Annotated in this window: 21 protein-coding genes and 1 pseudogene; 15 read left to right on the top strand and 7 right to left on the bottom strand. The window is 73.4% G+C overall.

What is annotated here, in order from left to right:
* Positions 1 to 10: 10 nt before the first annotated feature.
* Entirely contained in the window at positions 11 to 625 is a 615-nt protein-coding gene (locus tag O7626_RS27025; protein ID WP_278063890.1) for a hypothetical protein, read from the bottom strand.
* Between the two features lie 314 nt (positions 626 to 939).
* Here O7626_RS27025 and O7626_RS27020 point away from each other — a divergent pair, with 314 nt between their 5' ends.
* The 5 genes from O7626_RS27020 (at position 940) to O7626_RS27000 (ending at position 7,154) form a co-directional block, all read left to right on the top strand.
* Positions 940 to 2,235, top strand: a complete 1,296-nt coding sequence (locus O7626_RS27020; RefSeq protein WP_278063889.1) for an MFS transporter — start codon at positions 940 to 942, stop codon at positions 2,233 to 2,235.
* Positions 2,236 to 2,679: 444 nt separating this feature from the next.
* The gene (locus O7626_RS27015) at positions 2,680 to 5,766 is read left to right on the top strand and encodes a nitrate- and nitrite sensing domain-containing protein (RefSeq protein WP_278063888.1); all 3,087 of its coding nucleotides are present in this window, start codon (positions 2,680 to 2,682) and stop codon (positions 5,764 to 5,766) included.
* Positions 5,767 to 6,189, top strand: coding sequence for a roadblock/LC7 domain-containing protein (locus O7626_RS27010; protein WP_278063887.1), 423 nt, complete (start codon positions 5,767 to 5,769; stop codon positions 6,187 to 6,189).
* Positions 6,179 to 6,571 (top strand): DUF742 domain-containing protein, encoded by a 393-nt coding sequence (locus O7626_RS27005; RefSeq protein ID WP_278063886.1) that lies wholly within the window; start codon positions 6,179 to 6,181, stop codon positions 6,569 to 6,571. Before O7626_RS27010 ends, O7626_RS27005 begins: the two co-directional genes overlap by 11 nt.
* Positions 6,552 to 7,154 carry an ATP/GTP-binding protein gene (locus tag O7626_RS27000; protein WP_278063885.1) on the top strand — a complete coding sequence of 201 codons (603 nt, stop codon included), beginning with the start codon at positions 6,552 to 6,554 and terminating at the stop codon, positions 7,152 to 7,154. Before O7626_RS27005 ends, O7626_RS27000 begins: the two co-directional genes overlap by 20 nt.
* Positions 7,155 to 7,248: 94 nt before the next feature.
* Here the strand turns inward: O7626_RS27000 and O7626_RS26995 are convergent, their stop codons facing one another.
* The 4 genes and pseudogenes from O7626_RS26995 to O7626_RS26980 form a co-directional block, all read right to left on the bottom strand.
* Positions 7,249 to 7,953 carry an LUD domain-containing protein gene (locus O7626_RS26995; RefSeq protein ID WP_278063884.1) on the bottom strand — a complete coding sequence of 235 codons (705 nt, stop codon included), beginning with the start codon at positions 7,951 to 7,953 and terminating at the stop codon, positions 7,249 to 7,251.
* Positions 7,946 to 9,520: a lactate utilization protein B gene (locus O7626_RS26990; RefSeq protein ID WP_278063883.1), complete on the bottom strand. Its 1,575-nt coding sequence runs from the start codon at positions 9,518 to 9,520 to the stop codon at positions 7,946 to 7,948. The genes O7626_RS26995 and O7626_RS26990 overlap by 8 nt, the downstream gene beginning before the upstream one ends.
* Positions 9,521 to 9,596: 76 nt before the next feature.
* Positions 9,597 to 10,340, bottom strand: a complete 744-nt coding sequence (locus tag O7626_RS26985; protein WP_278063882.1) for a (Fe-S)-binding protein — start codon at positions 10,338 to 10,340, stop codon at positions 9,597 to 9,599.
* A pseudogene (locus O7626_RS26980) lies at positions 10,331 to 10,468 on the bottom strand (FCD domain-containing protein); the annotation flags it as partial. The gene O7626_RS26985 and the pseudogene O7626_RS26980, both read right to left, overlap by 10 nt.
* Before the next feature lie 194 nt (positions 10,469 to 10,662).
* Between O7626_RS26980 and O7626_RS26975 the strand changes: the two are divergent.
* From O7626_RS26975 to O7626_RS26965, 3 genes are all read left to right on the top strand, one after another.
* Positions 10,663 to 11,703, top strand: coding sequence for a lactonase family protein (locus O7626_RS26975; RefSeq protein ID WP_278063881.1), 1,041 nt, complete (start codon positions 10,663 to 10,665; stop codon positions 11,701 to 11,703).
* Positions 11,704 to 11,913: 210 nt separating this feature from the next.
* Complete coding sequence (locus O7626_RS26970; protein ID WP_278063880.1) at positions 11,914 to 13,665, top strand: VWA domain-containing protein; 1,752 nt, start codon at positions 11,914 to 11,916, stop codon at positions 13,663 to 13,665.
* Between the two features lie 376 nt (positions 13,666 to 14,041).
* Positions 14,042 to 15,493, top strand: coding sequence for a sugar transferase (locus tag O7626_RS26965; RefSeq protein ID WP_278066331.1), 1,452 nt, complete (start codon positions 14,042 to 14,044; stop codon positions 15,491 to 15,493).
* 41 nt (positions 15,494 to 15,534) lie between these two features.
* Here the strand turns inward: O7626_RS26965 and O7626_RS26960 are convergent, their stop codons facing one another.
* The gene (locus O7626_RS26960) at positions 15,535 to 16,659 is read right to left on the bottom strand and encodes a PP2C family protein-serine/threonine phosphatase (protein ID WP_278063879.1); all 1,125 of its coding nucleotides are present in this window, start codon (positions 16,657 to 16,659) and stop codon (positions 15,535 to 15,537) included.
* Between the two features lie 116 nt (positions 16,660 to 16,775).
* Here O7626_RS26960 and O7626_RS26955 point away from each other — a divergent pair, with 116 nt between their 5' ends.
* Positions 16,776 to 17,252, top strand: coding sequence for a MarR family transcriptional regulator (locus O7626_RS26955; protein WP_278063878.1), 477 nt, complete (start codon positions 16,776 to 16,778; stop codon positions 17,250 to 17,252).
* A gap of 578 nt (positions 17,253 to 17,830) precedes the next feature.
* Here O7626_RS26955 and O7626_RS26950 read toward each other — a convergent pair.
* Positions 17,831 to 19,111 (bottom strand): ROK family protein, encoded by a 1,281-nt coding sequence (locus tag O7626_RS26950; RefSeq protein WP_278063877.1) that lies wholly within the window; start codon positions 19,109 to 19,111, stop codon positions 17,831 to 17,833.
* A 132-nt stretch (positions 19,112 to 19,243) separates the two neighbouring features.
* Here O7626_RS26950 and xylA point away from each other — a divergent pair, with 132 nt between their 5' ends.
* The 6 genes from xylA to O7626_RS26920 all read left to right on the top strand — a co-directional run bounded on the left by xylA (position 19,244) and on the right by O7626_RS26920 (position 26,170).
* Complete coding sequence (gene xylA / locus O7626_RS26945; RefSeq protein WP_278063876.1) at positions 19,244 to 20,431, top strand: xylose isomerase; 1,188 nt, start codon at positions 19,244 to 19,246, stop codon at positions 20,429 to 20,431.
* Positions 20,432 to 20,715: 284 nt separating this feature from the next.
* On the top strand, positions 20,716 to 22,131 hold the full coding sequence (xylB, locus tag O7626_RS26940; RefSeq protein WP_278063875.1) for a xylulokinase: 1,416 nt from the start codon (positions 20,716 to 20,718) through the stop codon (positions 22,129 to 22,131).
* Between the two features lie 187 nt (positions 22,132 to 22,318).
* A complete protein-coding gene (locus O7626_RS26935; protein ID WP_278063874.1) occupies positions 22,319 to 23,872 on the top strand; it encodes a hypothetical protein in 1,554 nt (517 codons plus the stop codon).
* A gap of 148 nt (positions 23,873 to 24,020) precedes the next feature.
* On the top strand, positions 24,021 to 24,518 hold the full coding sequence (locus tag O7626_RS26930) for a hypothetical protein (RefSeq protein WP_278063873.1): 498 nt from the start codon (positions 24,021 to 24,023) through the stop codon (positions 24,516 to 24,518).
* Between the two features lie 67 nt (positions 24,519 to 24,585).
* Positions 24,586 to 25,125, top strand: a complete 540-nt coding sequence (locus O7626_RS26925; protein ID WP_278063872.1) for a hypothetical protein — start codon at positions 24,586 to 24,588, stop codon at positions 25,123 to 25,125.
* A 70-nt stretch (positions 25,126 to 25,195) separates the two neighbouring features.
* Positions 25,196 to 26,170, top strand: coding sequence for a hypothetical protein (locus tag O7626_RS26920; protein WP_278063871.1), 975 nt, complete (start codon positions 25,196 to 25,198; stop codon positions 26,168 to 26,170).
* Positions 26,171 to 26,216 lie beyond the last annotated feature (46 nt).

The following is a 26,216-nucleotide window of genomic DNA, read 5'->3' as shown; positions in this document are numbered from 1 at the left end:
GTGTGCCTCCTCACCGGCTCGGTACGTCCTGCGGGGTGTCCGGACGGGTCCCGTCCGAGTGCTGCTCCGAATGCTGCTCCGAGTGCTTGCGTACGGGGTCCTCGCCGAGCAGGTCGGCGAAGAGTTCCCGGTAGTGGACGACGGCCTGGCGGAGTTGCTCGGTGCTGGCCTCGCCGCGCTCGTTGCGCAGTTGGATCTCGTGCGCGTCCCGGTAGTGGGTCAGGGTGCGGGCGTGCTCGACGGAGAGGTGGGCGAGCTGCTCGTCGTACTCGCCGACCGGATAGCCACGCTCGGCGATCAGCCGGGTGACCAGTTCGTCCGCCGCGCCCACCGCCTCGGCGGGGGAGTCGACGAACCGGGCCTGGATCTCCTCCCAGTCGGCCGCGTACCGCTGGCGGGATTCGGCGGAGAGCGGAGTGAGCGTCAGCTCGGCGTGGCGGCGTTCGCGTTCCCGGAGTTCCTGCTCGGCGGCGGACCGATTCTGCTGCTCGGCGACCACCCGGTCGTACTCCGGACCGAACCGGGTGCGCAGGGCGCGGCGACGGCTGGCCACCCAGATGGCGGGTACGGCCGCAGCCACGACGAGGACCACAAGGACGATGAGGACGACTTCTATCGGCGACATGACTCCTCCTTCGTCTTCTGCTATTCCCGCTCGTCCCTGATCGCCAATCCAGATCCGGCATAATTTCGCGCCCCACGGCCGGGAACCGGGTTGGAGCGGTAGGAACCGCTCGTAGCGGGCCTGAGCGGGAAAAACGGCCGAACGGCCGGCCGGGATCGGACCTGCCGGAAACGCGCCGACCACCTAGACTGGCCGGCATGACGCATCGACATTAGTTCCGCGCCAGCGGCCGGCCCGGCCCGTGCTGCCGGGGCCCGCCCGGGACGTTTCGTGACCCGAAACCCGAGTCCGATTTGTTCCTGTGGGAAGGCCCCATGCCCGTCACCTCACCGTCCGCGCCGACAGTCCGCGCGCGGCGACTGGCCAGCACCTTCTACCTCTATGCGTTCCTGGACGAGTTCGTCCTGCTCTACCCGGTGTACGCGCTGCTCTTCACCGACACCGGGCTCTCCGTGCCGCAGATCTCGTCGCTCTTCGTCATCTGGTCGCTGACCGGGGTCGTCCTGGAGGTCCCGTCCGGGGTCCTGGCCGACGCCGTCTCCCGGCGACTGCTGCTCGTCGTCGCCCCGCTGCTCGGTGCCGTCGGCTTCGGACTCTGGGTCGCGGCGCCCTCGTACCAGGTCTTCGCGCTCGGCTTCGTGCTCTGGGGCGTCCGCGGTGCACTCCAGTCCGGAGCCGCCGAGGCCCTGGTCTACGACGAACTCGACCGGCTCCGCCTGGCCGACCGCTACGGCCGGGTGGTCGGGCGGGCCAGCACGGCCGGCCTGCTCGGTGCGCTGCTGGCCATCGCGGTCGCCAGCCCGGTCTTCGCGGCCGGCGGCTATCCCGCGGTCGGCATCGCCAGCGTGCTGGCCAGCCTGCTCTGCGCCGCCGTCGGGCTGGCGCTGCCGGAACACCGCACCCCGGCACCCGCCAGCGCTGTCCCCGCCGAGCCCGGCGTCGCCGGGGGCGCGGCGTCCGGCCCGTTCGCGATCCTGCGGGCGGCGCTCGCCGAGGCAAGGGGCAACCGGGCGGTCCGCCGGGCCCTGCTGATCCTGCCGGCGATGGTCGGCATCTGGGGCGGGCTGGAGGAGTACGTGCCACTGCTGGCCGGCGAGGTGGCCCCGGTTTCCCGGGTGCCACTGCTGGTGCTGCTGGTCTGGGTCGGGGTGATGCTGGGCGGCCTGCTCACCCCGCTCGGGCAGCGGCTGACGGCGCGGCGGTTCGCCGGCACGGTCGCGACGGCCTCGGTCGCGCTGGCCGTCGGGGCGCTGGCCGGCCGACCGGCGGGCTTCGTGCTGGTGGCGGTGGCGTTCTGCCTCCTCCAGACGACCAGCCTGGTGGCCGGGGTACGCCTCCAGGAGAGCATCGACGGGCCCGCCCGGGCGACCGTGACCTCGCTGGCCGGGCTCGGTGCCGCACTCGTCACCATCGGGGTGTACGGCGGGTACGCGCTCGCCTCGACGGTCGCCGGGCACGGCGTGGTTTTCGGGCTGCTCGCGGCGCCGTACCTGCTGCTGGCGGTCGGGCTGGTCCGGGCCGGAGCGCCCCGGCGGATCCGGCCGGTGGCTGCCGGTCGGGATGCGGCGGGGCCGGATGTGGCACCCGCCGACGCCGGCCGGGCCGGGTGAGGTCCGGCGCAAACGTCCCGGAGTGACATATCCGGCAGGAATCACCGGGTCGGCCCGGCCTGGCCACCGGATCGCCACAATGGACGGCACGGACGTCTCCGCTGACGGGCCGGTCGGTTCCCCGGGGCCGGCCGGTCACCGGGCGACGACCGGTACGGCCGCGTTCGCGGTGCTCATCCGGCCGGTCCGATCGCTCGACGTGGATGGGTCGAGTGGTGCGCGGGAGCTGCGACATCGACGCTGGTCGAAGCCCAGTTTGGCAAGACCGTTGTCGATCCGTCTGCCGGACCGGAGCAACGGCAGACCCGACGTCCGGTAGTGCCGGGGCCGTTGATTACGTATCCTGCCGAAGGCACGCGCGCCCGTGACCCTCGGACTCTGGCCGGAGCCGCGGGCCGCCGGTGCGGGTGTCGACCCTGACGTAACCCCTTCCGGCGAGGTCTGATGGAAACCCAGAACTGGCCGATCCGCTCGAAGATCGTCGCGCTGGTCGCCGTACCGATCCTCGCGTTGTCGGCGCTCTGGATCTTCGCGACCACGCTCACCGTGGGACCCGCGTCGAGCCTGCTCGCCGCCCAGACCCTGCTCGACGGGGTGGGGCGACCGGGCGAGACACTCGTGCTGGAGTTGCAGCAGGAGCGGCGCCTCTCGGTACGCCAACTGGTCGACTCGGGCGCCAGCGCCGCCCTCGCCGAACAGCGGACGCGTACCGACCGGGCGATCGCCGAGTTCCGGCGCCGGACCTCGGACGCCGACCTGCGGGACACCACCGGTGCCCTGCTCGACGCCCGGATCGACCAACTGCTGACCGCTGCCGACGCGTTGGGCTCCGGGCGGGTCTTCATCGACCGGCGTACCGTCGACGCCAGCGGAGCCCTCGGCCTCTACAGCGGGATCATCGACGCCGCGTTCCGGACCTTCTCCGCACTGAACACGCTGCCGGACGAGACCCTCGCCCGGGAGGCCCGGAGCCTGACCGAACTCGGCCGGGCCCGCGAGGTCCTGGCCCAGGCCGACGCGCTGCTCGCCGGTGCGTTCAGCGCCGGGCGGTTCGCTCCGGGCGAGCACTCCCAGTTCGTCCAGATCGTCGGCACCCAGCGGTTCCTCTACGCGGCGGCGACCGCGGAACTGCCGGACGCCGAACGGGTCGCCTACCAGCAGCTCACCGAGGGCGACGCGTACGTCCGGCTGCGCCGGATGGAGGACGACCTGATCGGCCGGGGCGGCGGCGACACACTTCCGGTCGACGCCCGCCAGTGGCAGGGCAGCTACGACTCCGTCCAGCGGCAACTGCGTGACTTCGAGCTGGCCGGCGCCGACTCGCTCGCCGACCGCAGCCGTCCGGTGGCCGCCGGCATCCTGCTCCGGCTGGGTCTCGCCGGCCTGCTCGGCTTCGTCGCCGTACTGCTCTCGGCGGTGATCGCGCTGCGGATCGGCCGGTCCCTGGTCCGGCGGCTGACCGGCCTGCGCGCCGCCGCGCTGAGCATGGCCGACGAACGGCTGCCGGACGTCGTCGGGCGGCTGCGCCGGGGCGAGGAGGTGGACGTCGAGACCGAGGCGCCACCGCTGGACTACGGGCAGGACGAGATCGGCCAGGTGGCGCAGGCATTCAGCGAGGTGCAGCGTACCGCCATCGCGTCGGCGGTCGACGAGGCCGCGCTGCGCCGCGGGCTGCGGGACGTCTTCCTCAACATCGCCCGGCGCAGCCAGACGCTGCTGCACCGCCAGCTCGCGCTGCTCGACAAGATGGAGCGGCGGGCGGCCCAGCCGAACGAGCTGGAGGACCTCTTCCGGCTCGACCACATGGCCACCCGGATGCGGCGGCACGCCGAGGACCTGGTCGTGCTCGCCGGGGCGGCCCCCGGGCGGGGCTGGCGCAACCCGGTCCCGATGGTGGACGTGATCCGGGGTGCGATCTCCGAGGTCGAGGACTACGCCCGGGTCGACCTGGCGAACGTGGCACCGGCGGCCACCGCCGGCCGGGCGGTCGGCGACGTCATCCACCTGCTTGCCGAGCTGGTCGAGAACGCGACGTCCTTCTCGCCGCCGCACACCCGGGTGCAGGTCACCGGGCAGGTGGTCTCCAACGGGTACGCGATCGAGATCGAGGACCGCGGGCTCGGCATGTCGGCCGAGGCGATCGAGCAGGCCAACCGACGGCTGGCCGACCCGCCGGACTTCGACCCGGCGAACAGCGCCCGGCTCGGGCTCTTCGTGGTCGCCCTGCTCGGCGCCCGGCACGGCGTACGGGTCCAGTTGCGGTCCTCGCCGTACGGCGGGGTGACGGCGGTCGCGCTGATCCCCGGCGACCTGGTGGTACCCGACACCACCCCCAGCACTACTCCCGCCACCGCCACTCCCACCGCCACTCCCTCCGCTGCCCCCGCTACCGCCACCGTCAGGGGTGACCAGGGCGCCGTGGCCGGCACTGAGCCTGCCGGTACGCCCAGCGCTGCCGGTACGCCCAGCGCTGCCGGTGCCGGTGCCGCTGTCGGCCAGCCCGCCGCCGGCACGGGTGGCTCGGAGACGACGGAACTGCCCATGCGGTCCGGCCGGGCCGCCCGGACGTCCCCGGAAGGCGCCGAGCCGGCCACCGGGTCCGGCTCGACCTCCGGGCTCGGACCCCGGCGCAAGGCGGGTGCGGCCCTGGCCGCGCTGATCGCCGCCGGCCGGCCGGAGAAGCCGGAACCCAGCCCGGTAGCCGACGGCGGAGCAGAACCTCCTGACCGGCGCGGCGCACCCGAGGCGGCCACCTCCGGTCCCACCGACTCCGCCGGTCCGGGCGCCGCTGCCGGCCCGACCGCCGCTGCCGGCCCGACCGACTCTGCCGGCCCGACCGACTCTGCCGGCCCGACCGACTCTGCCGGCCCGATCGGCTTTGCCGGCCCGACCGACTTCGCCGGCCCGATCGGCTCCGCCGGCCCGACCGACCGCGCCGGTTCTGACGACGCCGGCGTCCCCGGCAATCTCGCCGGGGACGCCGGACCGGAGACCAGCCCCTGGTCCGGCGTGCGGCGGCCGAAGACCGGCGGCCTGCACCGGCGGGGGATCGATCCGGCCGCCGGGCCCACCATCCCGGCCGACGCCGCCACCGGCCCGACCGGGCCGGCCGCGACGACGCCGGCCGGCGGGCCGCTGCCACGTCCGCCGATGGACGACGACACGGTCGTACTGCCGGCGGTCCCGCCCAACGGCGGTCCGGTGCGCCCGGCCGCCGGCCCGGTCGGCGCGGACGGCCTGCCCCGCCGGATCAGGCAGAAGAGTCTTGCCCCGCAACTGCGCGACGGGCCGGCGACCCGACCCGGCGGATCGGCCGGCGCGAGCGCCGCTGCCGGTGGGAACGCCGACGGCGAACCGGACGAGGCGGCGCCGCGGACCCCGGAGCAGATCCGGGCGGTGATGGCCGCGTTGCAGTCCGGCACGGCACGGGGACGACGGGACGCCGGCGCAATTCCACCGCCCGGCGACACCGCCGAGGCAACCTCCCGGGTCGCCGACCCGGGTGTTCCGAGTTCTGAAGGGGACGGGTGAGTGGTGCACACGACGAAGCCGGGTGCGGATCTCGGTTGGCTGCTCGACGATCTCGTGGAGCGGGTACCGTCCGCCCAGCAGGCCGTACTGCTCTCCGCGGACGGGTTGCTGATGGCCGCGTCGCGGGAGCTGGGCCGGGAGGCAGCCGAGCACATGGCGGCGATGGCGGCCGGCTTCCAAAGCCTGGCGAAGGGGGCCAGCCGGCACTTCCAGGCAGGACCGGTCCGGCAGACCGTGATCGAGATGGAGGCCGCCTTCCTCTTCGTCACCGCCGCCGGGCAGGGTGCCTGCCTCGCCGTACTGGCCAGTGCGGCGTCGGACATCGGTGTCATCGCGTACGAGATGGCGATGCTGGTGACCCGGGTGGGACAGAACCTGTCCGCGTCGAGCCGAACAGCGCGGGCGCCGGCAGATGCGCAGTGAGGCACCCGGCCCGCACCACGACTGGCTGGACGACGACGCCGGGCCGGTGGTCCGGCCGTACACGGTGACCGGTGGCCGCGTCCAGCCGTCGGCGGGTCGCTTCGACCTGATGGCGTTCGTGGTCGCCGGCCCGCCGGACGAGACCGGCGGCGACGGCGCGCAGCCGCAGCCGGAGCAGCGGGCGATCATCGCGCGGGCGCAGCAGCCGATCACCGTCGCCGACCTCGCCGCCGACCTCAACCTGCCGGTGGGGGTGGTCCGGGTGCTCCTCGGCGACCTGCTCGGCAGTGGCCGGATCTCGATGTACGACCCACCCACCTCGCGCCAGTTCCCCGACGACGACATCCTCAAGGCGGTAGTCGATGGACTCCGAGCTCTCTGACCGGCCGACGGCGAAGCGGCGGATTCCGCTCGCCCTGAAGATCCTGATCGCCGGTGGCTTCGGCGTCGGCAAGACGACCCTGGTCGGCGCCGTGAGCGAGATCCGTCCGTTGCAGACCGAGGAGATACTCACCGACGCCGGGGCCGGCACCGACGACCTCTACGGGGTGGAGGGCAAGCAGACCACCACCGTCGCGATGGACTTCGGCCGGATCACCATCAACCCCGATCTCCAGGTCTACCTCTTCGGCACCCCCGGCCAGGACCGGTTCTGGTTCCTCTGGGACGAGCTGGCGTTCGGGGCGCTCGGCGCCGTGGTACTGGCCGACACCCGCCGACTCGCCGACTGCTTCCCGTCGGTGGACTACTTCGAACGCCGGGGAATCCCGTTCGTGGTCGGGGTGAACTGCTTCGACGGGGCCAAGCGGTTCAGCACCGAGGCGGTACGCGGCGCACTCGACCTGGATCCGGACGTGCCGGTCGTACTCTGCGACGCGCGCAGCCGGCAGTCCGGCAAGGTGGTGCTGGTCGCCCTGGTGGAGCACGTCGCCGCCCGGCGCGCCGACCGGGTCTCGGCGAACTGACCGCCGCCGGCTGTGATCGACGATCGCCTGTGACCGCCGCCCGGCTCTGACCGCCGCCCGGCTGTGATCGACGATCGCGAACCGGCGGGCGGGGTCAGCCGGTGACCACCAGCACGTCCAGCCGGCGCGGCCCGTGCACGCCCTCCACCCGGTCGAGCTCGATGTCGCTGGTCGCCGACGGTCCGGAGACCAGGGTGATCGGTCGGGTCGGGTCGGCGAGCCGGGCGAGCGCCTCCGGCACCCCGCCGACGACCTGGGACGCCCGGACCACGCAGAGGTGGTGGTCGGGGACCAGGCTGAGCAGCCGGCGCCCCTGGTCCGGGCCGCCGTCCAGCAGCAGCGTGCCGGTCTGCGCGACCGCCACCGCGCAGCCGGTGACCACGGCGACGCCCGGCGCGTCGAGTTCGGCCACCGTCAGCGGGCCCGGGTCGCCGTCCCGGCGGATCCGTCCGAGGTACGCCGACAGCCACTCTTCCGGCGCCTGTCCGGGTAGCACCACGGTCGGCACCTCGCCGAGCAGTTCCGCCAGCGCCTCGGGCAGCTCCCGTGGACCGCAGCGGCGTACCGTGGCCCGGTAGTCGAGCAGCCGGTCGACCAGCAGGTCGATCAGGTCCCCGGCCGGCGGTGCCGCTGTCGTGACGTGGACGTTCTCCGACGGTGTCGGGTCCGGGCCGTCGGGCGTCCGCGGGTGGAGTGCGGCGGCCGGGGCGGTGCGGTAGTCCCGGGGGACCCGTACCGGCCCGTCGGGCCGGGCGGCCCGGATCCGGGCCAGGATCTCCTGCCGCGCCGAACTAGTCACGGTCGCCCCCGCCCTCTCGCCGCCCGTCCTCTCGCCGCCCGTCCTTCCGTCCCCCGTCCTTTCCGCCGCCCGTCCGTCCGCTACCCGTCCGTCCGCCGCCCGTCCGTTCGCCGTGCGTGCCGGCGTCCCGGCCGGTCCACCAGTCCCGGAAACTCTGCGGGGCGGGCAGCGGGGCGTCCCGGCTCGCCGTCCAGGCCGACAGCGGCCACGGCAGCCGGCGTACCTGGCCGCGGGTGCCGGCGACCAGGCGCAGCGGGGCGGCACCCCGGCGGGCCGCCCGGAGCGCGGCGGTGTACCGGCGGCGGTCCCGCATCGCCCAGGCCAGTGACCGCATCGCGGTACGCTCCGCCGACGGTCGGCCCCGGCGCGCGTCCACGCCCCGTTGCCGCAGGTGCACGAGCACCTCCGGGATGTCGATCTGGACCGGGCAGGCGTCGAAGCAGGCGCCGCAGAGCGTCGAGGCGTACGGCAGGCTGCGGTTCGCCCCCGCCCCCGGGCCGGTCAGCTGCGGGGACAGGATCGCGCCGATCGGTCCCGGATAGACCGACCCGTATGCGTGCCCGCCGACCCGCTCGTAGACCGGGCAGACGTTCAGGCAGGCGGAGCAGCGGATGCAGCGCAGCGCCTGCCGGCCCACCGGATCGGCGAGCGTGGCGGAACGCCCGTTGTCGACGAGTACGACGTGCACGGTGCCCGGCCCGTCTCCGGGGGTGACCCCGGTCCACATCGAGGTGTACGGGTTCATCCGCTCGCCGGTGGAGGAGCGGGGCAGCAGTTGCAGGAAGACCTCCAGGTCGCGGAAGGTCGGCAGCAGCTTCTCCACCCCCACCACCGAGATCAGCGTCTCGGGCAGGGTCAGGCACATCCGGCCGTTCCCCTCGGACTCGACCACCACCAGGGTGCCGGTCTCGGCGACCGCGAAGTTGGCGCCGGAGATCGCCACCCGGGCGCCGAGGAACTTCGCCCGCAGGTGCCGGCGGGCCGCCTCGGCGAGCGCGGGCGGGTCGTCGGTGAGCGCGTCGAGGTCGACCCCGGGCATCCGGCTGGCGAAGATGTCCCGGATCTGCCGCCGGTTGTAGTGGATCGCGGGTACCAGGATGTGCGACGGGGTGTCATCGGCGAGCTGCACGATCAGCTCGGCCAGGTCGGTCTCCACCGCCGCGATGCCGGCCTCGGCGAGCGCCTCGTTCAGCCCGATCTCCTGGGTGGCCATCGACTTGACCTTGACCACCTCGGTGCTGCCGGTCCGTCGGACCAGCTCGGTGACCACCTCGCACGCCTCGGTCGCGTCCCGGGCCCAGTGCACGGTGGCTCCGGCGGCGGTGGCGGCGGCCTCGAACTGTTCCAGCAGCTCCGGCAGGCGGGCCAGGACGTCGTCCTTGATCGCCGCCCCGGCGCTACGCAGTGCCGCCCAGTCCGGCACCTCGCCGACCATCCGCAGCCGCTTGTCCCGGATGGTGTGGGTGGCCCGGCGCAGGTTGGCCCGGAGCTGCCCGTCGGCCAGTTCGCGCCGGGCCGCCGTCGGGAACGGCAGCGGCGCGACGATGTTCCCGCCACCCGTGTTCATCCCCGCTCCCCCCGATAAGGAGGGGGCCCTTGTACAACAGAAAACGATAAGAAGGGGCCCTTCCTTGCCGGCTGGCTCATCTCGGCTCCTCGGTGGTCGCCAGGATTTCGGCGTAGTGGATGGTGCGGGGCGCGTCCGGGGTCGAACCGGCGCGCCGGGACAGGCCGCCGCCGATGTGCGCCAGGCAGGAGTTGTCCGCCGCCGCCAGGTACGCGGCCCCGGTGTCCCGGGCCGCCGTGCACTTGTCGGTCAGCATCGCGGCGGAGACGTCGGCGTTCTTCACCGCGAAGGTGCCGCCGAAGCCGCAGCACTCCTCGGCGCCGGGCAGCGCCACCAGCTCCAGTCCGCGTACCGCGCGCAGCAGCCGCAGCGGCCGGTCGCCCAGCCGCAGCATCCGCAGGCCGTGGCAGGTCGGGTGGTAGGTGACCCGGTGCGGGAAGGAGGCTCCGACGTCGGTCACCCCGAGCACGTCGACAAGCAGCTCGGAGAGTTCGTGCACCCGGGGTGCGAGGTCGGCGACCGCCGCCGCGAGGTCCGGGTCGGCCGCGGCGAGCCGGGGGTACGACTCCCGCACCATCGCCACGCAGGAGCCGGACGGAGCCACCACGGCCTCGTACCCGGCGAAGGTGTCGACGAAGCCGCGGACCAGGGGCAGCGCCTCGGCCCGGTAGCCGCTGTTGGCGTGCATCTGCCCGCAGCAGGACTGGGCGAGCGGGAACTCGACGGTGTGCCCGAGTCGCTCCAGTACGCGTACCACGGCCTGCCCGGTGGCCGGGTAGACCAGGTCGTTGACGCAGGTGACGAAGAGGGCTATCCGCATCGGGGTCCTTCGAAGAACGGCAGGTGCCGGTCGGCGGCGGCGAGCAGGTGGTCGCGGACGGCGGCACCGGCGGCGTCCGGGTCGCCGGTGCCGACCGCGTCGACGATACGCAAGTGCTCCTGGCCGCTGGTGCCGTGGTGCGCGGTGGAAAGTCCAAGATCCTATAGGAACGGTAGCGGGCCGGAAGATCGCCGAGCTGGCCGGCTCCGGCCGGGGCGGTCGACGGGGCGGCCGGAGCGATCGGCGGGCCGACCGGGGCGGGCTCTGGTTGGATCGGGCCGGAGCGGTGCGACCGGGTGGTCGGCCGGGAAACGGAGCGGGCATGTCGGGCGGCGCCGGAATCGTGTACGTCGGTTGCTACACCGGACGCGGCGGAGGACGCGGTACGGGCATCGTGGCCGCCCGCCGGGACCCCGGCAGCGGGCGGCTGGACGTACTCGGCGTGGTGGCGGAGACGCCGTCGCCGTCGTTCCTGGCCCGGCATCCCCGGCTGCCCGTGCTCTACGCCGTCAACGAGCTGCCGGACGGCACCGTCAGCGCCTGGACGATCCACCCCGACGGCGCGCTGACTCCGCTCGGGGTCCGGTCCACCGGTGGCGCCGACCCGTGCCATCTGGCCGTCGACCCGGGCGGGGAGTTCCTCTACGCGGCCAACTACGGCAGCGGCAGTGTCGCCGTACTTCCGTTGGACCCGGCCGGGGCGCCGGGGGACCGGGCCGACCTGGTCGCGCACGACGGGCGCGGGCCCGTGCCGGACCGTCAGGAGGGGCCGCACGCGCACATGGTCTCGCCCGATCCGGACGGCTGCGGGCTGCTCGCGGTCGACCTCGGCACCGACTCGCTGTACCGCTACCGGCGCGGGCCGGACGGGCGGCTGCGGGCCACCGACCGGTTCCCGACCCGTCCCGGCACCGGTCCCCGGCACCTGGCCCGGCATCCGGACGGCCGCCGCTGTTTCCTCGCCGGCGAGCTGGACGCCTCGGTCACCGCCTACCACACCGACGGGGCCGGCCGGCTGGTCGAGCGGGGTCGGGTCGGGGCGAGCCGGCGCCCCGGTCACGTCCAGCCCTCGGAGATCGTGGTCGGGCCCGACGGCCGGTTCCTCTACCTGGCCAACCGGGGCGTCGGCACGGTCGCGGTCTTCGCGCTCGACGAAGCGGCGCCGCGCTGGCTGGCGGAGGTCTCCGGGTTGGGGGACTGGCCCCGGCATCTGGCTCTGCTCGGCGGGCACCTCTACATCGCCGACGAGCGGGCCGACACCGTGGCGGTCTTTCCGGTGGACCCGGACACCGGCCTCCCGGCATCCTCGCCGGCCCGGGTCCCGGTGCCGAGTCCGACGTGCGTACTCGGCGACCAACCTTAATTCTTCGATAAATATCCATAAGATCTTTTTTGCTGGGTGGTGCGCTGATGCCGCCCCGTTGGGCGGTTTTAGCAACGTTGCGGGGTCGCCCGGCTACCCATGGTGAACGAAGTTCAGAAAGTCTTTGCTGCCTCGGTAACATTCGGCCGTTCGCCCCTGGCACGACTTCGCAGAAGCCCTCAGGATGGTCAGGTGCCTGGCCGCCATCGCATGCGTAGAAGTATCCGAGGGGCGGGTGCCGTCGCGAGCGCGATGGCGCTCGTCCTGGTCGCGGTTGGAGGGTGGTATGGCTATCAGCAGTGGGCAGGCTCGGACTGCTCCGGCGAGCTGGAGCTCACCGTCGCCGCGGCGCCGGAGATCGCTCCGGCCATCCAGAAGACCGCCGACGCCCTGAGCGCCGACCAGACCGAGGTCGACGGCCTCTGCGTCGCCGTCGAGGTCACCGCCAGCGAGTCCGTGGACGTGGCCGCGGCCGTCGCCGGGCAGCACGGCGTGTCGCTGTCCGGGGTCGGACAGCCCAGCGGCAGCGCCGTACTCCCCAACGTCTGGCTGCCCGACTCCTCCACCTGGCTGCTGCGACTGCGGCAGCAGGCTCCCGCGTTCGCGCCGCAGAACAACGCCTCGGTGGCCCGCAGCCCCGTGGTGGTGGCCATGCCGGAGCCGCTCGCCAGCACCGTCGGCTGGCCGGAGAAGAAGCTCGGCTGGAAGGACCTGCTCGGCAGGATCACCACCGGCACCCAGCTCAAGACCGGTCTCGTCGAGCCGAGCCGGGACGCGGCCGGGCTGGCCGGTCTGGTCTCGCTGGCCACCGCCGCCCAGACCTCCGGGGCGCAGGCCCAGCAGAAGACCACCGCCGCGCTGCGGGCCCTGGCCACCGGTGTCTCGGCGGTCCGCGAGGAGCTGATCGCCCGGTTCCCCCGGGCGACCGACCCGACGTCCCTCGCCCGCGGGCTCGGTGCGGCGGCGCTCTCCGAAGTCGACGTCATCGAGTTCAACGCCAAGAAGCCACCCGTACCGCTCGCCGCCCTCTACCTGGAGCCGGCACCGCTCTCGCTCGACTACCCGTACGCGGTGATGCCGGGCATCGAGCCGGCCAGGGCGTCGGCCGCCGAGAAGCTCTTCGCCGCGCTCGACTCCGGTGCCTTCCGGGGCCGGCTGGCCGGGCAGGGGCTGCGCGCCCCCGACGGCACCTGGGCCGACGGCTTCGCGCCGCCCCGGGGTGCGCCGAGCCCGGCCGGCACCCAGCCGCCGCCGACCACCGCGGCGCCGAACCCGGGCGGCACGGCAGGCGGCGGTGACGGCGCGACGATCGAGCGGGTGCTCTCCAGTTGGGCCGTGGCCACCCAGTCCGGCCGGATGCTGGCGATCGTCGACATCTCCGGCTCGATGTCCCGGAAGGTGCCGACCGCCAACAACGCCACCCGGATGCAGGTGACCCTGGAGGCGGCCAGGCGCGGCCTGGCGCTCTTCGACGACTCCTGGGCGCTCGGTCTCTGGGTCTTCTCCACCGAGCTGAGCGGCTCCCGCGACTACCGATCGCTGGTGCCGATCGGGCCGATGTCCGCACAGCGGGAGGAGCTGGAGGCCAAGATCGCCACCATCACCCCGAAGAAGCTCGGCGACACCGGCCTCTTCGACACGATCCTCGCCGGCTACAAGGCCGTGCAGGAGGACTGGCAGCCCGGCCGGGTCAACTCGGTGGTGATGCTCACCGACGGCAAGAACGAGGACGACAACGGGATCAGCCAGGCGGCCCTGCTCGCCGAGCTGAAGCGGATCAGCGACCCCGACCGCCCGGTGCAGGTGATCATCATCGGCATCAGTGCCGAGGTCAGCAAGGCCGAGCTGGACTCCATCCCCAAGGTGACCGGCGGCGCCGCCTTCGTCACCGAGGACCCGGCGAAGATCGGCGACATCTTCCTGCAGGCGATCGCCGCCCGCCGGGAGGCCCCGCCCCGCTGACCCGGCTGCTCCGCGCCCCGGCCCGCCGGACCGCGAGCCCGCGACACCCGACGCCCGTCGTACCGGCCACCCGTGCCGGTACGGCGGGCGTCGCGCTTCCCGGCCACCACCGGGTCACGCCCGCCCGGCACGCCCGCCCGGCACGCCCGCCCGGCACGCCCGCCCGGTCGCCGTGACGCGACGCGGAACTGAGCAGCCTGATCACCGGCGACGCAAACAAATGACAGTAATCTGTCGGAAGCTCTCGGTAACAGGCTCGTCAGGTGAAGATGTCGAGGTGCCTCCGGGCCGCTCCGGCAGGGAACGGGCGGCTGACGGGCGCCCCCTGGATCGAGGAGGGCCGGTGACGTCGGCGACACTGCTGAGCCCCGCCACGATGCCTCCGGAGCCGACCTCGGGGGCGTCGGCGTCCTCGTCCCGGACGCGCCAGCGCGACTACATCCGTACCCTGCTGGTGCTGGACACCGTCATCCTGGTGCTGGCGGTCATCGGCGGCTACTTCGCCCGGTTCGGTGGTGACGAGCCGCGCGGCTCCGACATCCCGTACGTGATCGTCGGCCCGGCCCTGGTGCTCGCCTGGCTGGTCTCGCTGAAGGCCCTGCGCTGCTACGACCACCGGGTGCTCGGCTACGGCGCCGACGAGTACCGCCGGGTCAGCTCGGCCAGCCTGCGGCTCGCCGGAGGGGTGGCGATCACCGGCTACCTCGCCGACGTCGGTGTCTCCCGGGGCTTCCTCGGCATCTCGTTCGCGGTCGGCACCGTCGGACTGGTGGCCGCCCGGTTCGCCGCCCGGAAACGACTGCACTGGTCCCGGTCCCGGGGCGCCGGCTGGTCCCGGCGGGTGCTGGCGGTCGGCGACACCGCGCACGTACTCGAACTGGTGCACACGCTGCGCCGCGAGCCGTACGCCGGTTACCAGGTGGTCGGTGCCTGCATCCCGGACGCGCTGCTCGCCCCGGTGCCGCAGCGCCTCGGCGACGTGCCGGTACTCGGCTCGTTCCGGGCGATCCTCGACGCCGCCGCGGCGATAAACGCCGACACGGTGGCGGTGACCGCCTGCAACGAGCTGACCGCCACCAGGCTGCGCCGGCTCGGCTGGCAACTGGAGGGCACCGGGATCGACCTGGTGCTGGCCCCGGCGCTCACCGACGTCGCCGGGCCCCGGATCCACACCCAGCCGGTCGCCGGACTGCCGCTGATCCACGTCGAGGCGCCCGAGTTCCGGGGTGCCCGGAAGATCGTCAAGTCCTTCGTGGACCGGGCGCTGGCCGCCGCCGCGCTGACCGTCACGCTGCCGCTGCTCGCCGTGCTCGCCCTCGCCGTCAAGCTGGACAGCAGGGGGCCGGTGATCTTCCGGCAGGTCCGGGTCGGCCAGGGTGGGCGGGAGTTCGGGGTCTACAAGTTCCGTACCATGGTGGCGAACGCGGACGCGCTGCTGGCCGAGCTGGCCAGCCGTAACGAGACCGACGGACTGCTGTTCAAGATGCGGGCGGATCCCCGGGTCACCCGGGTCGGCCGGTTCCTGCGCAAGTGGTCCCTGGACGAGTTGCCGCAGCTCGCCAACGTGCTCTTCGGGCACATGAGCCTGGTCGGGCCGCGCCCGCCGCTGCCGTCCGAGGTGGCCCGCTACGACGGCGACATCGCCCGCCGGCTGCTGGTGAAGCCGGGCATGACCGGCCTCTGGCAGGTCAGCGGCAGATCCGACCTGAGCTGGGAGGACGGCATCCGGCTCGATCTCTACTACGTGGAGAACTGGTCACTCGCGGCCGACCTGACGATCCTGTGGAAGACCTTCGGGGCGGTGGTCCGGACCCGGGGTGCGTACTGACCCCCGGGTCCGGCACCCCCCCGCCCCCGGGGAGGCACGGGTCAGGACCCGTGCCAGTCCAGGCAGACCACCACGGCGTCGTCCACCAGATCGTTGCCGACGAACGCCCGCACGTCGCCGAGCAGCGACCGGACCGCCTCCAGCGGCGCCATCGACCTGGTCCGCCGGACGGCCCGGTGCAGGGCGATCTCGCCGTACCGGGTGGTCCGGGAGGTGGCGTCGAGGACGCCGTCGCTGACCACGAAGAGCCGGTCGCCACGGGCGAGCTGGAAGTGCTGTGACTGGTAGAGGGTGCCGTCGAACATGCCGAGCGGGAACTGGTCGTCCAGCGGCTGCTCGACCACCTCGCCCTCGCGCAGTACCAGCAGCTGGGGCGAACCGGCGTCCACCGCCTCCACCACTCCGGTCCGCAGGTCCAGCTCCAGCAGCAGTGCGGAGAGGTGCTGGATGCCCTGGTGGTAGGCGTAGATCGCCTGGTCGGCCAGGGCCGCCTGGTCGGCGAGTTCGAGACCGGCCCGGCGGGCGTTGCGCAGCGCGTTGGTGCCGAGGCAGGTGAGCATGGAGGCGCTCACCCCGTCGCCCATGCCGTTGACGGTGCAGAGCCAGAGCCGCCGGCTGTCGTCGGCCCAGTCGAAGCTGTCGCCGCGCACCGCGTACGCCGGTTCGAGCTGGCCGGCGAGGCTGAACGAGGGACGGATCCGGCTCCGGCCGGGCAGCAGTTCCCACTGCATCTCGGCGGCCAGGGTCAGTCGGCGGGTCCGGGCGCCGACCGCGTACTTGTCGGTGCCGGCCCGTACCGCCACCAGTTCGTGCGCCAGCGCGGTGGCTGCCTGCGCCAGCTCCTCGCGCCGGTCCGGTTCCTCCGGCGCCGGGCTGAGCCGGAGTACGCCGATCCGCTCGCCGCGTACCGTGACCGGCAGGTAGAGCACCTCGTCCTGGAGTACCTCGCTCTGGTGGTCGAAGCACTGCCAGGCCGGGCTGCCGGCCCCGACCACCGGATCGCCGCCGTGCAGCGGCACCAGGGCGGCCAGCCGGTAGTCGACCTGGAGCAGCTCCGTCTCCGCCGTGCCGTAGGTGTTGGCCAGCTCCGTGCCGAGCCGTTCCAGGACGAGATCCGCGGGAGCCTCGGCCAGGGTGCGGCGGATGTCGACCAGTCGATCCGTCATCTGCGACCTACCGGGCGCGGGGCCGGGTCGGCGTACCGTTCCGGACGATTTGGCTGGGCTGTCCGGGCGTGCACCGATGCGGGCGGCCCGGTGACGGCGGTAGTGTCAGGATCACCATGGCAGACCCCGGCGGTCCCGGCGGACCGGATCCGACCCTCGCCACGGCGGTGGACACCGCCGCGGCGGCCCTGCTGTCGGTCTGGGACGTCGCCCGGGAGCGGACCAGCGGGCGGCTGTCCAGCTCTCAGTTGCGGGCCCTGATGGTGGTCGAGCAGTTCGACGGGATCAACCTCCGGGGGTTGGCCGGGATCCTCGGCATGCTGCTCTCCTCGGCGAGCCGGCTCTGCGACCGGCTCGTCGCGGCCGGGCTGCTCGAACGTGAGCCGGGCCGGGCGGATCGCCGGGAGATCTCCCTGCATCTCACCACGATCAGCCAGAAGCTGCTCGTCGAGATCCGCGACGACCGGCGGGAGCGGCTGGCCGAGACGCTCGGCCGGATGAGCCCCGCGGGCCGGCAGGCGTTGTTGCGTGGGCTGGTCGAGTTCGACCGGGCGTTCCGGGCCGAGGTGCAGCCGACCGAACGGTCGGCCTGACCGAGCCGGTCCCGTCGGCCGGCCCGAGCGAGCCGGTCCCGTCGGCCGGCCCGAGCGAGCCGGTCCCGTCGGCCGGCCCGAGCGAGCCGGCACCGTCGGCCGGGCTGGCGACGTCGCCGCTCCCCGCCGTCCGGCATCCTCCCACCCGACGGCGGGGAGGTCCGGGGGCTTCCCGCCGGGTCGTCGAGCAGTGCGCATCGGCGCTGGCACTCCTGTCGTCACGGAACGAACCTCCTTCCACCTTCCCCTGCGGTCGGCTCTGGCCGCAGCGGAAAGTAGCGGCGCGTTCCCGCGCCTTCCCCCGGGTCGAAGAAGGCCCAATTGTTGATCATGGAAATAGTTGTCCGGGGGCAACAATAGCGAGCGGCTTCCGATGTTGTCGCCGCGGTCGCCTCTTGCGCCGTGGCCGATCCCATGGTGCCGGTTGCTGGCCACCCCGGCGGTGCGGAATTGGCAACGGGCGGCTGGTCGGGCAGGCGCCGCCGGTGCTGCTGGCGGGCTCCGGATCGGCTCGGCAGGCAGCTGGATCGGCTCGGCTGGCGGCTGGGTGGGCTCGGCTGGCGGCTGGGTGGGCTCGGCTAGCGGCTGGCGCGACCGAGCCAGCGGGCCGGGTGCTCCAGCACGGTACGGACGACCGAGCCGGCAGCGCCGAGCGCGGCCGCGTCCCCGCCGAGCAGGGCGGCCCGGACGGTCACCGGCGACCAGGCGGCGGTCAGCACCCGCCGGCGGATCTCGGCCTCCACCGGCGGGGCCAGCCAGCGCGCGAGCGGCGCGTAGGCGCCGCCGAGCACCACCGTGTCCACGTCCAGCAGGTTGATCACCCCGGCGACGGCGACCCCGAGCGCGGTCGCCGCCTCGACCAGCGCTCGCTGGGTGGCCGGATCCTCCCTGGCGGCCGCCTCCACCAGCCGGGCGACAGTGGCGCCGGGGGCCGGGACCGCCGCCCGCCCGAGAGGCGTTTCCGGCCCCGCGGGAGTCGGTACGGTCAGCCGGGCGGCGGCCAGGATCGCCTCCTGGCCGGCGTACTGCTCCAGGCAGCCCCGGCCACCACAGCGGCAGGGCAGGCCCTCCGGATGTACGGGGACGTGGCCGAGCTCCCCGCTCCAGCCCCGGGCGCCCCGGAACAGGGTGCCGTGCAGCACGATCCCGGCACCGATCCCGACCTCGCCGGAGATGTAGATGAAGTTGCCGCCCTCGGGTGGGCCGGCGTGCAGTTCGCCGAGGGCGGCGAGGTTCGCCTCGTTGTCCACCCCCAGGCCGCTCCCGCCGAGCGCCGGATGCCCGCCGAGCAGCGCCGGCACGTCGACGTCCCGCCAGCCGAGGTTCGGGGCGAGCCGGACCAGCCCGGCGGCGGTGACCAGGCCGGGCACCGCGAGTGCCGTACCGGCCAGGGTCAGGTCCTGCCGCTTCGCCTCGGCCGCCGCCTCGGTGATCAACTCGCCGGCCAGGGCCAGTGCCTCGGCGGGCGGCACCGGCCGCAGGTCGACCAGGCGCACCGCGCGGTGCCGTACCGCACCGGCGAGGTCGACCAGGACGGCGGCCAGGTAGTCGACGTTGATCTCCAGGCCGAGGCCGGCCGGTCCGTGCCCGGCGAGCGTGAGGCCGACCGCGGGCCGGCCGGCGCCGGACCGGGGTGCCGGGGCGACCTCGGTGAGCAGCCGTCCGTTGATCAGGTCGTCGACCAGCGCGGAGACGGTGGCCCGGGTCAGGCCGGTGGCGCCGGCCAGGTCGGCCCGGGACGGCGGGCGGGCCGCGGTCGCGATCTGGCGGAGCACCAGGGCCAGATTGTGCTCGCGCAGGCTCGCCTGCCGGACGGCGGTCACCGCCGCGCCGACCGGTACCGCCGCGGGTTGCGCCACGGTATTGACAATGCCATACCGCAGCCAAATAATTCAACCGATAAACAAATCGGCGGAGTTGCCGGGGTGTCAACCCAGGGTTTCACGTCCGCCGTCCACCTCAACGTCGAGTCGGTTCCCTGGAGGTCAGCCATGGCAGCCCAACCCACCCCTGCCGACAAGTTCTCGTTCGGTCTCTGGACCGTCGGTTGGACCGCCCGGGATCCGTTCGGGGAGGCCAGCCGGGAGGCCCTCGACCCGGTCGAGGCGGTCAACCGGCTCGCCGAGCTGGGGGCGTACGGCATCACCTTCCACGACGACGACCTGATCCCGTTCGGCTCCGACGACGCCGCCCGGGAGCAGCACATCGCGCGCTTCCGCAAGGCACTCGCCGATACCGGCCTGGTCGTGCCGATGGTCACCACAAACCTCTTCAGCCACCCGATCTTCAAGGACGGCGGCTTCACCAGCAACGACCGCGACGTACGCCGCTTCGCGCTGCGCAAGGTGCTGCGCAACATCGACCTCGCCGCCGAGCTGGGCGCGCACACCTTCGTGATGTGGGGCGGCCGGGAAGGCTCGGAGTACGACCACGCCAAGGACATCCGGGCGGCGCTGGACCGCTACCGCGAGGCGGTCAACCTGCTCGGCCAGTACGTCGTCGACCGGGGTTACGGGCTGAAGTTCGCGATCGAGCCGAAGCCGAACGAGCCGCGCGGCGACATCCTGCTGCCGACGGTCGGGCACGCGCTCGCCTTCATCAACGAGCTGGAGCACCCGGAGCTGGTCGGGCTGAACCCCGAGGTCGGGCACGAGCAGATGGCCGGGCTCAACTTCATGCACGGGATCGCCCAGGCGCTCTGGGCCGGCAAGCTGTTCCACATCGACCTGAACGGGCAGCGCGGGATCAAGTACGACCAGGATCTCGTCTTCGGCCACGGCGACCTGCTGAACTCGTTCGCGCTGGTGGACCTGCTGGAGAACGGCGGGCCGCAGGGCGGGCCGGCGTACGAGGGGCCCCGGCACTTCGACTACAAGCCGTCGCGGACCGAGGACTACACCGGGGTGTGGGCGTCGGCGGCGGCGAACATGCGGACGTACCTGCTGCTGAAGGAGCGGGCGGCGGCGTTCCGGGCCGACCCGGAGGTGCAGGAGGCGCTGGCGGCCAGCAAGGTGGCGGAGCTGTCGACGCCGACGCTGAACCCCGGCGAGTCGTACGCGGAGCTGCTGGCGGACCGGAGCGCGTTCGAGGAGCTGGACGTGGACGCGGTGGCGGCGCGCGGGTTCGGGTTCGTGCGGTTGAACCAGCTCGCGGTGGAGCACCTGCTCGGGGCGCGTTGACGCTCGTCCTTCGTGGGGGCGCTGGCGTCCGCCGTTGGACGGGGTGCGTCGGCGCTCGCCCTTCGTGGGGGTGGGGTCGGGGGCCGGATCGCCCGCTCTGGGCGGTCAGGCTTGATCCCGACGCGGGCGATCCGGCCCCCGACCCCTGACCTGGTGGGGCCGCGCGGACAGGGTGCGGTCATACCGTTCGATGAGCCAGAAGACCTGAGCCAGAAGACCTGAGCCCGAGGATCTTAGCCAGAAGACGTGAGCCCGAAGACGTGAGTCCAGAAGGAGGGCGTGGGATGGCGCTCGTTGCCGGGGTCGACTCGTCGACCCAGTCCTGCAAGGTGGTGATCCGGGACGCCGAGACCGGCGCCCTGGTCCGCAGCGGCCGGGCGGCGCACCCGGACGGGACCGAGGTCGACCCCCGGGCCTGGTGGGAGGCGTTGCGGCAGGCGATCGCCGAGGCCGGCGGCCTCGACGACGTGGCGGCAGTGGCCGTGGCCGGGCAACAGCACGGGATGGTCTGTCTCGACGAGGCCGGCGAGGTCGTCCGGCCGGCGCTGCTCTGGAACGACACCCGGTCGGCGGCGGCGGCCCGCGACCTGGTCGAGGAGCTGGGTGGCGGCGAGGTCGGCGGGCGGGCCTGGGCGGAGGCGGTCGGCAGTGTGCCGGTGGCGAGCTTCACCGTCACCAAGCTGCGCTGGCTGGCCCGGCACGAGCCGGAGAACGCCGCCCGGGTGGCCGCGGTCTGCCTGCCGCACGACTGGCTGACCTGGCGGCTCGGCGGCGCGACCGGGCTGGACGCGCTGCGCACCGACCGGGGGGACGCGAGCGGGACCGGATACTGGTCGCCGTCGACCGGGGAATACCGGCCGGATCTGCTGGAGCGGGCGTTCGGGCGGGTGCCGGTGCTGCCAGCGGTGCTGGGGCCGGCGGAGGTGGCCGGGCGGCTGCCGGGCGGTGCCCCGCTGGGACCGGGGACCGGGGACAACGCGGCCGCCGCGTTCGGCGTCGGCGCGGTTGCGGGCGACGTGGTCGTCTCCATCGGTACGTCGGGGACGGTCTTCAGCGTCGCGGACACCCCGGCGGCGGACCCGTCGGGTACGGTGGCCGGCTTCGCGGACGCGACCGGGCGGTACCTGCCGCTGGTCTGCACGCTGAACGCGGCCCGGGTGCTGGACGCGGCGGCGGCGATGCTCGGCGTCGGCCTGGACGAACTGGCCAAACTGGCGTTGGGTGCCCCGGCCGGGGCGGACGGGCTGGTGATGGTCCCCTACCTGGAGGGCGAGCGGACGCCGAACCGGCCGCTGGCGACCGGGGCGGTGCACGGGCTCACCCTGCGGACGTCGACACCGGGGCACCTGGCCCGGGCCGCCGTGGAGGGGATGCTCTGCGCGCTGGCGGACGGGCTGGACGCGCTGCTCGCGCAGGGGGCGACGGCCAACCGGATCATCCTGGTCGGCGGTGGTGCCCGCTCCGAGGCGGTACGCCGGATCGCGCCGGAGGTCTTCGGCTGCCCGGTGCTGGTTCCGGAGCCGGGGGAGTACGTCGCCGACGGTGCCGCCCGGCAGGCCGCCTGGGTCGTCCAGGGTGGCGCCGAACCGCCCGTCTGGTCGGCCGGCGAGTCGCGGGAGTACGCCGGCAGTGCCGTGCCGGCCATCCGTGAGCAGTACGCCCGGGCCCGCGACCTGATCCTGGACCGGCCGGCGGGCTGAGTCCCGCCCGGCCGGGGCTGAGTCGGCGTCTCCTGCCGGCGGCGGTCCCGCGTCCACTTCTTCCCATTCGTCGACCCACGGTCCTATAGGCATCCACGGTTGCCTATAGGACCGTGGGTCGATGTTTGACACACTGCCTGTGGCCGGAGTTCCGGCTCGACCACGGGTGAGTGTGAGGAGACTGCCGATGGACGCGCCGGCGACCGGCGAGGTGCGGGCGGCGGCGGGGAACGCTGAGCGGCCCGGGGAGCGGGCCGTGCCTGCGGATGCCGAGCGCCCCGAGGAACGGGCGGCGCCTGCGGACGACGCCGGGCGACCCGGAGAGCCTGGCGGGCGCCGGGAGCCGGGCGAAGCGGGAGAGCCTGGTAAGCCCGGGAAGTCCGGGGGATCCGGGCCGGCGGCGGGGTCTGGTGGCCGGGTCGCGGCGGTGCTGGACTGGGTTCTCGTCTGGGCCGGGATGGCGCTGCTGGCGGTCTATCCCCGGCCGCCGATGATGGGCGACGGGCTGGCCCGTTACCAGGCGTTGCTCCAGTTGCTGGAGCAGCGGCAGATGCCGGAGATGGCGTACTCGTTGATCGGCCCGGTCTTCGCGAGTCCGCTGTGGATGGTCGGCCGCTGGTACGGCGACCCGCAGCGGGTGCTGGCCCAGTACAACCTGCTGCTCTTCGGGTTCGCGCTGATGGCGCTCCACCTGCTGCTGCGCGACCGGATGGACCCGCGGCTGCTCCGGCGGTTCCTGCTGGTCCTGATCGCCGGCAGCATGATCGCGGTACACCTCCAGGACTTCTACGGCGAGGTGTTCACGGCGGTCACCGTCGGGGTCGGGTTGCTCGCCGCGACGCTGCCGGGGACCGCCCGGTCGACCCGGCTCGCCGGCTGGGCCGCGGTGGTGCTCGGGGTGGCCAACACCCCCGCCTCGGGGTTGGCGCTCGGGCTGGTCGTGGTGCTGCTCTGCCTGCGGCGCCGGCGACTGCGCTACCTGCTGGTGCCGCTGGCCGCCGCGGCGGTGATCGCAGGCGAGGCGTGGCTGCGCTTCGGTGATCCGCTGCACGGGGAGTACGCGAGCCACGGCGGCGGCCGGACCGTGATGCCGTACTCGGGCGAGCCGGGTTTCTCCTATCCGCTGCTGCTCGGGCTGGTGGCGATCCTCTTCTCGTTCGGCAAGGGGCTGCTCTGGTTCACCCCGGGACTGTTCCTGCCGGCCCGGCGCGCGCTGGTGGCGCAGGCCGGCCGTGGCGTGGCCGGGTCGTGGCTGTGCTGGTTGGTCTTCGTGGCCGGCTTGGTGCTGGTCTACGCCCCCTGGTGGGGCTGGTACGGCGGCCTCTACTGGGGACCGAGGTTCTTCCTGTTCGCCATCTGGCCGGCCAGTCTGGCGCTCGCCGTACGGCTGGGCGCTACCGAGGCGGGACCCTGGGCGAATCTGGCCACTCTCGTCGCCGTACCGCTGTCGGTCTGGGGGGCCGCCAACAGCCTGGTGTACGGGCAGCTCTGGCCGTGGACCTGCTACGAAAACAACTACTACCTGGAGTCGCTCTGCCACTTCACGCCCGAGTTCAGTCCGCTGTGGTATCCGCTGGTGGACTCGCCGCCGTTGACCGGGACGCAGCGGGTGGCGCTCGGCGGGTACGCGGTGGTGCTGCTCTGGCTGGTCGCGCCGCTGGCCGGCCGGCTGGCCCGGCAGGCGGGCACGGCACTGTGGGGCCGTCGGCGGGTGTGGGCGCCCCGCAGGTGGCGCTGGTAGCTCGACCACTCACCCGGGCCGCTCCCGAGACGTACGTCCACGACAGACTCGGCCAAGTGGACGGTAATCAGGAAACTACGTCAGTTGTCCATATAATAATGTCGTGCGTTACTTAAGAGCATTAGTCGCATTTGCTCTCGTCGCAGCGATGTGCGTGCTGATCCCGTCGTCCGGACAGGCCGCCGCTGCCACGTTCGTGATCGCCCGTGCGCTACAGACGAATCTGGAGATCGTGGTGCCGGCCGCGGTCAATCTCGGCGCGGCGTTGCCCGGCACCACTCTCAGCCGGCAGATGGGCACGGTCACCGTCTACGACACCCGACCGATCAACCCGAACGTCTGGACCGTGACCGTCTCGGCGACGGCGTTCACCACCGGCGCCGGGTCACCGGCACAGACGATCCCCACCAGCCGGGTCTCCTACTGGTCCGGGCCGGCGACCCGGGCCGTGGGCGGGGGCAACCTGATCCCCGGACAGCCCACCAGCGCGCAGGCGCAGGTGCTGACGGTGCCCCGCGTCGCCTTCCGCAAGACCTCCGGCAACGCGAACAACCGGGTCAGTTGGAACCCGACTCTGGTGATCGCCATCCCGTCGACCGCGGTTGCCGGCCTCTACCAGGGCAGGGTGACCCATTCGGTCTCCTGACGACCTTTTTCCAGCAATAGCTCCGGATAGCCGGATTTCCTCCGAATCGTCGTGTTACAACATGCTCATGAAGAAGCTCCTACCTGTGCTCGGGGTGGCCGCGGTGACCCTCGCCGTCGCCTCCCCGGCGGCGGCGCAGCCGTCCGCGGACACGATCGTCACGTTCACCGTTGCCACCGCGAACCTGACCATCGAGGTGCCGGCCTCCGTCAACCTCGGCTCGGCCTTCCCCGGCGGGCGGCTCGTCGGGCAGATGGGAGTGGTTACGGTCCGCGACCAACGGGCCGCCGCTACCGCCACCTGGGTCGCCCAGGTCGTCGCCTCCGACTTCCGCACCGACGACGGAGAGCCCAGCGAGATCATTCCACCCCAGCTGGTCGAGTACTGGTCCGGACCGGCGGTCGCCACCACCGGGACCGGCGTGTTCGTGCCGGGCCAACCCACCCGGGACGAGCGGGTGACCCTCAGCGAGCCACGCGTCGCCTTCAGCAAGACCTCCGGCAGCGGCAACAACACCGCGAGCTGGAACCCGACCCTGGAAATCACCATCCCGCCGGGCGCTGTCGGTGGCCTCTACGTCGGTACGGTGACCCATTCTGTGTCGTGACCCCCGGCGCCTCGCGGCGCTCGGTCTCGCCGCCGCCACGCTGCTGACGGCGGCAAACCCGGTCGCCGCCGTGCCGCCCGCACCCACGCCGGAGCCGCCGCAGGTCGGGGTGGGCGTCCGGCTGCTCGACGCGCCGGCGAACCGCCGTGACGACATCCGCGCCTACCAGTACATCGTCGACCACCTGAACCCCGGCACCACGATCCGGCGCCGGATGGTGGTGGCCAACACCTCGCAGATCCGGCGGAAGGTCACCGTCTACCCGGCCGCCGCCGACGTGGACGGGGACCGGTGGACCGTCGCACCCGAGCGCACCGCGAACGAGCTGTCGAGCTGGGTGACCGTCGACTCCGACCACCTCAGGTTGAAACCCGAGGAGGAGAAGCCGGTATGGGTCACCATCGCGGTACCGGAGAACGCCTCGGCGGGAGAGCGCTACGGCGTCGTCTGGGCCGAGACCCCCGGGTTCGGCGACGAGAGCGTGCGGCACGTCGGCCGGGCCGGAATCCGGATCTACCTGTCGGTCGGACCGGGCGGTGAACCCCCGTCCGACTTCACCATCGGCCGTCTCGCCGGCACCCGGGCCCCGGACGGCACCGCCCTGCTCACCGCCGAGGTGACGAACACCGGTGAACGCGCCCTCGACCTGGCCGGAAGCCTGATGCTCAAGGACGGGCCGGACGAACTCACCAAAGGCCCGATCAAGGTCGAGGCACCCACCCTCGCCCTGGGCGCGACGGCCACCATCACGGCACCCGTCGGCCAACAGGTACCGGACGGTCCGTGGACCGCGACGCTCGATCTCCGCAGCGGATGGACCCGCCGCTCCGCGACCGGCCAGGTCAGCTTCGCACCCGGGACCGCCGCACCGGCCGCCGCCACCGACCACACCGGCAGCATCTTCCTGGGCGGCCTCGCGACCTCCGTACTGGTGCTGGCCCTGTTCGCCGGCTACGCCGTCCGCCAGCGCCGACACGCCGGCCAGCCCGGAAGCCTCCGGGTCCTGCTCCCCGCACCGCCGTTCCGGAGGACGTCCGCGAAGTAGCGGCCGGCTGACCGAATGCCGAGCAGGGCGCCCGGAGGCGGTCTCC

Origin of the sequence: Micromonospora sp. WMMD1102 (assembly GCF_029626265.1) — a bacterium.
Lineage (GTDB): Bacteria > Actinomycetota > Actinomycetes > Mycobacteriales > Micromonosporaceae > Plantactinospora.
The sequence above is the reverse complement of the archived record's forward strand: the minus strand, read 5'-3'. Positions and strand labels throughout refer to the sequence as shown.

Bases quoted from the DNA above. Each gene is read 5' to 3' on its own strand.
- O7626_RS27025 (WP_278063890.1), bottom strand. From the start codon at position 625: ATGTCGCCGATAGAAGTCGTCCTCATCGTCCTTGTGGTCCTCGTCGTG.
- O7626_RS27020 (WP_278063889.1), top strand. From the start codon at position 940: ATGCCCGTCACCTCACCGTCCGCGCCGACAGTCCGCGCGCGGCGACTG.
- O7626_RS27015 (WP_278063888.1), top strand. From the start codon at position 2,680: ATGGAAACCCAGAACTGGCCGATCCGCTCGAAGATCGTCGCGCTGGTC.
- O7626_RS27005 (WP_278063886.1), top strand. From the start codon at position 6,179: ATGCGCAGTGAGGCACCCGGCCCGCACCACGACTGGCTGGACGACGAC.
- O7626_RS27000 (WP_278063885.1), top strand. From the start codon at position 6,552: ATGGACTCCGAGCTCTCTGACCGGCCGACGGCGAAGCGGCGGATTCCG.
- O7626_RS26990 (WP_278063883.1), bottom strand. From the start codon at position 9,520: ATGAACACGGGTGGCGGGAACATCGTCGCGCCGCTGCCGTTCCCGACG.
- O7626_RS26985 (WP_278063882.1), bottom strand. From the start codon at position 10,340: ATGCGGATAGCCCTCTTCGTCACCTGCGTCAACGACCTGGTCTACCCG.
- O7626_RS26975 (WP_278063881.1), top strand. From the start codon at position 10,663: ATGTCGGGCGGCGCCGGAATCGTGTACGTCGGTTGCTACACCGGACGC.
- O7626_RS26970 (WP_278063880.1), top strand. From the start codon at position 11,914: ATGCGTAGAAGTATCCGAGGGGCGGGTGCCGTCGCGAGCGCGATGGCG.
- O7626_RS26965 (WP_278066331.1), top strand. From the start codon at position 14,042: ATGCCTCCGGAGCCGACCTCGGGGGCGTCGGCGTCCTCGTCCCGGACG.
- O7626_RS26960 (WP_278063879.1), bottom strand. From the start codon at position 16,659: ATGACGGATCGACTGGTCGACATCCGCCGCACCCTGGCCGAGGCTCCC.
- O7626_RS26955 (WP_278063878.1), top strand. From the start codon at position 16,776: ATGGCAGACCCCGGCGGTCCCGGCGGACCGGATCCGACCCTCGCCACG.
- xylA (WP_278063876.1), top strand. From the start codon at position 19,244: ATGGCAGCCCAACCCACCCCTGCCGACAAGTTCTCGTTCGGTCTCTGG.
- xylB (WP_278063875.1), top strand. From the start codon at position 20,716: ATGGCGCTCGTTGCCGGGGTCGACTCGTCGACCCAGTCCTGCAAGGTG.
- O7626_RS26935 (WP_278063874.1), top strand. From the start codon at position 22,319: ATGGACGCGCCGGCGACCGGCGAGGTGCGGGCGGCGGCGGGGAACGCT.
- O7626_RS26930 (WP_278063873.1), top strand. From the start codon at position 24,021: ATGTGCGTGCTGATCCCGTCGTCCGGACAGGCCGCCGCTGCCACGTTC.
- O7626_RS26925 (WP_278063872.1), top strand. From the start codon at position 24,586: ATGAAGAAGCTCCTACCTGTGCTCGGGGTGGCCGCGGTGACCCTCGCC.